3 protein-coding genes and 1 pseudogene are annotated in these 3,449 nt (G+C 70.1%); 1 reads left to right on the top strand and 3 read right to left on the bottom strand.

All coding sequences use genetic code 11. From position 1 onward, the window contains the following. The 3 genes and pseudogenes from DVH02_RS15380 to DVH02_RS15370 all read right to left on the bottom strand — a co-directional run. A pseudogene (locus tag DVH02_RS15380) lies at positions 1-341 on the bottom strand (ABC transporter permease); the annotation flags it as partial. Next, a complete protein-coding gene (locus DVH02_RS15375; RefSeq protein WP_114624385.1) occupies positions 329-1,222 on the bottom strand; it encodes an ABC transporter permease in 894 nt (297 codons plus the stop codon). The gene DVH02_RS15375 and the pseudogene DVH02_RS15380, both read right to left, overlap by 13 nt. Then, positions 1,222-2,370 (bottom strand): ABC transporter substrate-binding protein, encoded by a 1,149-nt coding sequence (locus DVH02_RS15370; RefSeq protein WP_114624384.1) that lies wholly within the window; start codon positions 2,368-2,370, stop codon positions 1,222-1,224. The genes DVH02_RS15375 and DVH02_RS15370 overlap by 1 nt, the downstream gene beginning before the upstream one ends. A 349-nt stretch (positions 2,371-2,719) precedes the next feature. On the opposite strand from DVH02_RS15370, the gene DVH02_RS15365 reads away from it, so the two are divergent. Beyond that, positions 2,720-3,449: GntR family transcriptional regulator (locus DVH02_RS15365; RefSeq protein ID WP_147286064.1), on the top strand; the 730-nt coding region annotated here is incomplete at its 3' end.

The raw sequence follows: 3,449 nt of genomic DNA, 5'->3' as shown, positions 1-3,449 counted from the left end.
CGCCCTGCTGCTCGCCGTACCGCCACCAGCGCCGGTACGGCGAGCAGCAGGGCGAGCGCGATGGTCGCGGCGGCCAGCCCGAGCGAGAGCAGCAGGCTCTGGACGAAGCCGTCGGCGGAGAGGATCCCGGTGTACGCGGCGAAGGAGACGCCCTGGTTCGGGATGTGCACGGTGAACACGAACGAGGACAGCAGCGGTACGACGAAGTAGAGCCCGGCCAGCGTCAGCACGCCGCCGCGCCAGACGCGGGGGCGGCGCCGTCCGCGTACGGCCGCGCCGCCCGGCGCCCGCCGGGGGGCCTGTCCGGGCGCGGCGGGGGCGGTCGGGGTCAGTGCAGCCATCGGGAACTCCGTCGCTGGAGGGGCAGATAGACCGCCATCACCAGTCCGGCGATCACGATCATGTCGAGGCTCAGCGCGAGCGCCACGTTCTCCTGGCCGACCAGGACGTTGCCGGAGAGCGCGTCCGCGATCTTCAGGGTGACCAGCGGGACGGATCCGCCGACCAGGGCGGCGGCGGTGGCGTGCGCGGCGAAGGCGCTGCCGAACAGCAGCACGAACCCGCCGAGCAGGGAGGGCGCGAGGACCGGCACGCCGACGTGACGCCAGAACTGCCAGGAGGTGGCCCCGGCGTTCTGGGCGGCCTCGCGCCACTGCGGGCGCAGCCCGTCGAGTGCCGGGAGGATGACGAGCACCATCAGCGGTATGAGGAAGTAGAGGTAGATGACGGCGAGTCCGGTGAAGGAGTAGAGGTTCCAGCCGAGGCTGTCGAGCTTGCCGATCCTGGTGACCACTCCGGAGATGCCGAGCGTGGCGACGAACGCGAACGCGAGCGGGATGCCGCCGAAGTTGGCGAGCACACCGGAGGCGGTGAGCACCGCGTTGCGCAGCGCCCCGCCGCGCGCGGTGACGACGGCCTGGGCGATCAGCACGCCGAGGACCGTGCCGATCACGGCGGTCAGCGCGGAGAGCTGGACGCTGCCGATCAGGGAGGTGAGGTAGGGGCCCTGCAGCGAGCGCTGGAGGTGTTCGCCGGTGACGGCGGTGGCGCCGGTCGCCTGGTCGTCGCGGGTCAGCGCCCCGTACAGCAGGGCGCCGACCGGCAGTCCGAAGCAGACCGTGGCGAAGACCAGCAGGGGGAGGGCGCCGAGCCAGACGCGCGGCGCCCCTGCCCTCCTGCGGGTGGGCCGCGCGGTGGCCCTCGTGGTGGGTGCGGCTGTCATCAGGAGACGGCCTTGTCCCAGTTCTCGGCGAGGTCGGCGTTGGCCTTGTCCAGCTCCTCGGAGGTCGGGAACGTCGGGGTCCCCTCGACGGCGGGCAGCTTGGTGACGAAGGTCTTGTCGACGGTGCCGTCCTCGGTCATGGCGGGCAGCAGCACCGGGCGGGCGTACCCCTTCAGCCAGAGGTTCTGGCCCTCGGAGCTGTAGAGGAACTCCATCCACAGCCGGGCGGCGGCCGGGTGGGGCGCGTCCTTGTTGATGGCCTGCGAGTAGTACTGGGCGTAGACGCCGTCGCTCGGGACGGCGACCTTCCAGTCCACGCCCTTGCCCTTGAACTGGTCGGCGTAACCGGCGTTCAGGTAGTCCCAGTCGATGCTGATGGGCGTCTCGCCCTTTTCGATGGTCGCCGGGGTGGACTCGACGGGGATGAAGTTGCCGTTCTTCTTCAGCTTGCCGAAGAAGTCGATGCCCGGCTGGATGTCCCCGAAGGAGCCCTTGTTGGCGAGGGACGCCGCGTACACCCCGCCGAAGGCCGAACCGGCCTTGGTGGGGTTCCCGTTGAGCGAGACCTTGCCCTTGTACTCGGGCTTGAGGAGATCGGCGAAGGTCTCCGGGCAGTTCTTGATCCGGGCGGCGTCGCAGCCGATCGAGACGTACCCGCCGTAGTCGTTGAAGTAGAGGCCGTCCTTGTCCTTCTGGGAGTCCGGGATCTTGTCCCACGCTTCGACCTTGTACGGCGCGAAGAGCTTCTCCGCGGCGCCGCTGCGGGCGAAGGAGATACCGAGGTCGAGGACGTCGGGCGCGCGCTTCTGGCCCTTGCGGGACTTGACGGCGGATATCTCGTCGGAGCTGGAGGCGTCGGGGTTCTCGACGCTGACCTTGACCTTGTACTTGGCCTCGAACGCCTTGATGACCTCGCCGTAGTTGGCCCAGTCCGGCGGCAGCGCGATGGCGTTGAGGGTGCCCTCCTTCTCGGCGGCGGCGACCAGGTCCTCGATACCGCCGAGGTCGGCGACGGAGGTCGCGGTGGCGGCGGACGAGGTCTCCTCGTCGGGCGCGGCGCCGCAGGCGGAGAGGGTGGTGAGGGCGGCGGTGCCGAGCGCCAGGGCGGCGACGAGTCTGCCGTTGGCGCGGAAGCGGTTTCGGGTCACGCGGTGTCTCCCGGAGGCGAAGAGGGGCGCTGGGAGGGGCCCCGAAGAAGAAACTTGTTCATACAAGCTGGCATCAGTTCGCCCGACTCAGGTGTCCGGTCAGTTAACGCCTGATGTCCGTCACCGCACGACCAGGGGAAGACAAAAGCACCCACAAACCCCTGATCATCACGGCACGTTGGAGCGTATCGGCGATCGACAGGGCGTACAAGGGGAGCTACAACGGGTGTACGGGGACGGACCGCTGTGTGGTTACAGTGAAGGGCGAGTCTTTGGCGATTCGGCATACCTGCGCACAGTTCATGACTTGCGCAAGGATGGGACCCATGAAGGACGTGAGGGAGCCGGAGTGAGTGGTTCGCGCTATCTGGAGATCGCGGAGGCACTGCGCCAGTCGATCCTGAGCGGCGAGTATCCGGTGGGCGCCCGGCTGCCTTCGGAGAGCGATCTCGCCTCCCGTTGGTCCGTCTCGCGCGGTACGGTGCGCCAGGCCGTGGGGCTGCTCGCCTCTGACGGCCTGATCGGCTCCCGGCAGGGGGCGCGGCGGGTGGTGCTGCGCCAGGAGCGTCGGCACAGCTTCGAGCAGCTCAACAGCTTCGCCCAGTGGGCGCGGGCCATGGGGTGCGAGGTGTCGAGCCGTATCCTGAGCCGGACGAGTCGGCCCGCGACGGCGGAGGAGTCGTCCCGGCTGGGGGTGGACCCCGGCAGCGAGGTGCTGTACGTCGTGCGGCTGCGGTGGATGGACGGCGAGCCGGTGATGGTCGAACGGACCGCGTACACGCGGTGGGTGGCGCCCGTGGTGCGCGCGCTGCCCGAGGACGTCGTGTCGATCATGGACAGCCTGGCCGAGGACGCCGGGGTGGTGGCCCACTACGGCGAACACCTGATCGACGCGGTCGCGGCGGGCAGCGAGGACGCCCGGCTGCTGCGGGTGCGCCGGGGCAGCCCGCTGCTGCGCCAGCGCCATCTGACGAACACGGCGGCGGGCCGGCCCATCGAGTGGACCGACGACCGCTACCGGGCGGGCAGCGTCGCGTTCGGCGTCAGCAACTCGGCGTCGGCGGCGCCGCTGGCCCGCC

Origin of the sequence: Streptomyces corynorhini, assembly GCF_003346515.1 — a bacterium.
Classification (GTDB): Bacteria; Actinomycetota; Actinomycetes; order Streptomycetales; family Streptomycetaceae; genus Streptomyces; species Streptomyces corynorhini.
This window is presented reverse-complemented; position numbering and strand designations above follow the sequence as displayed.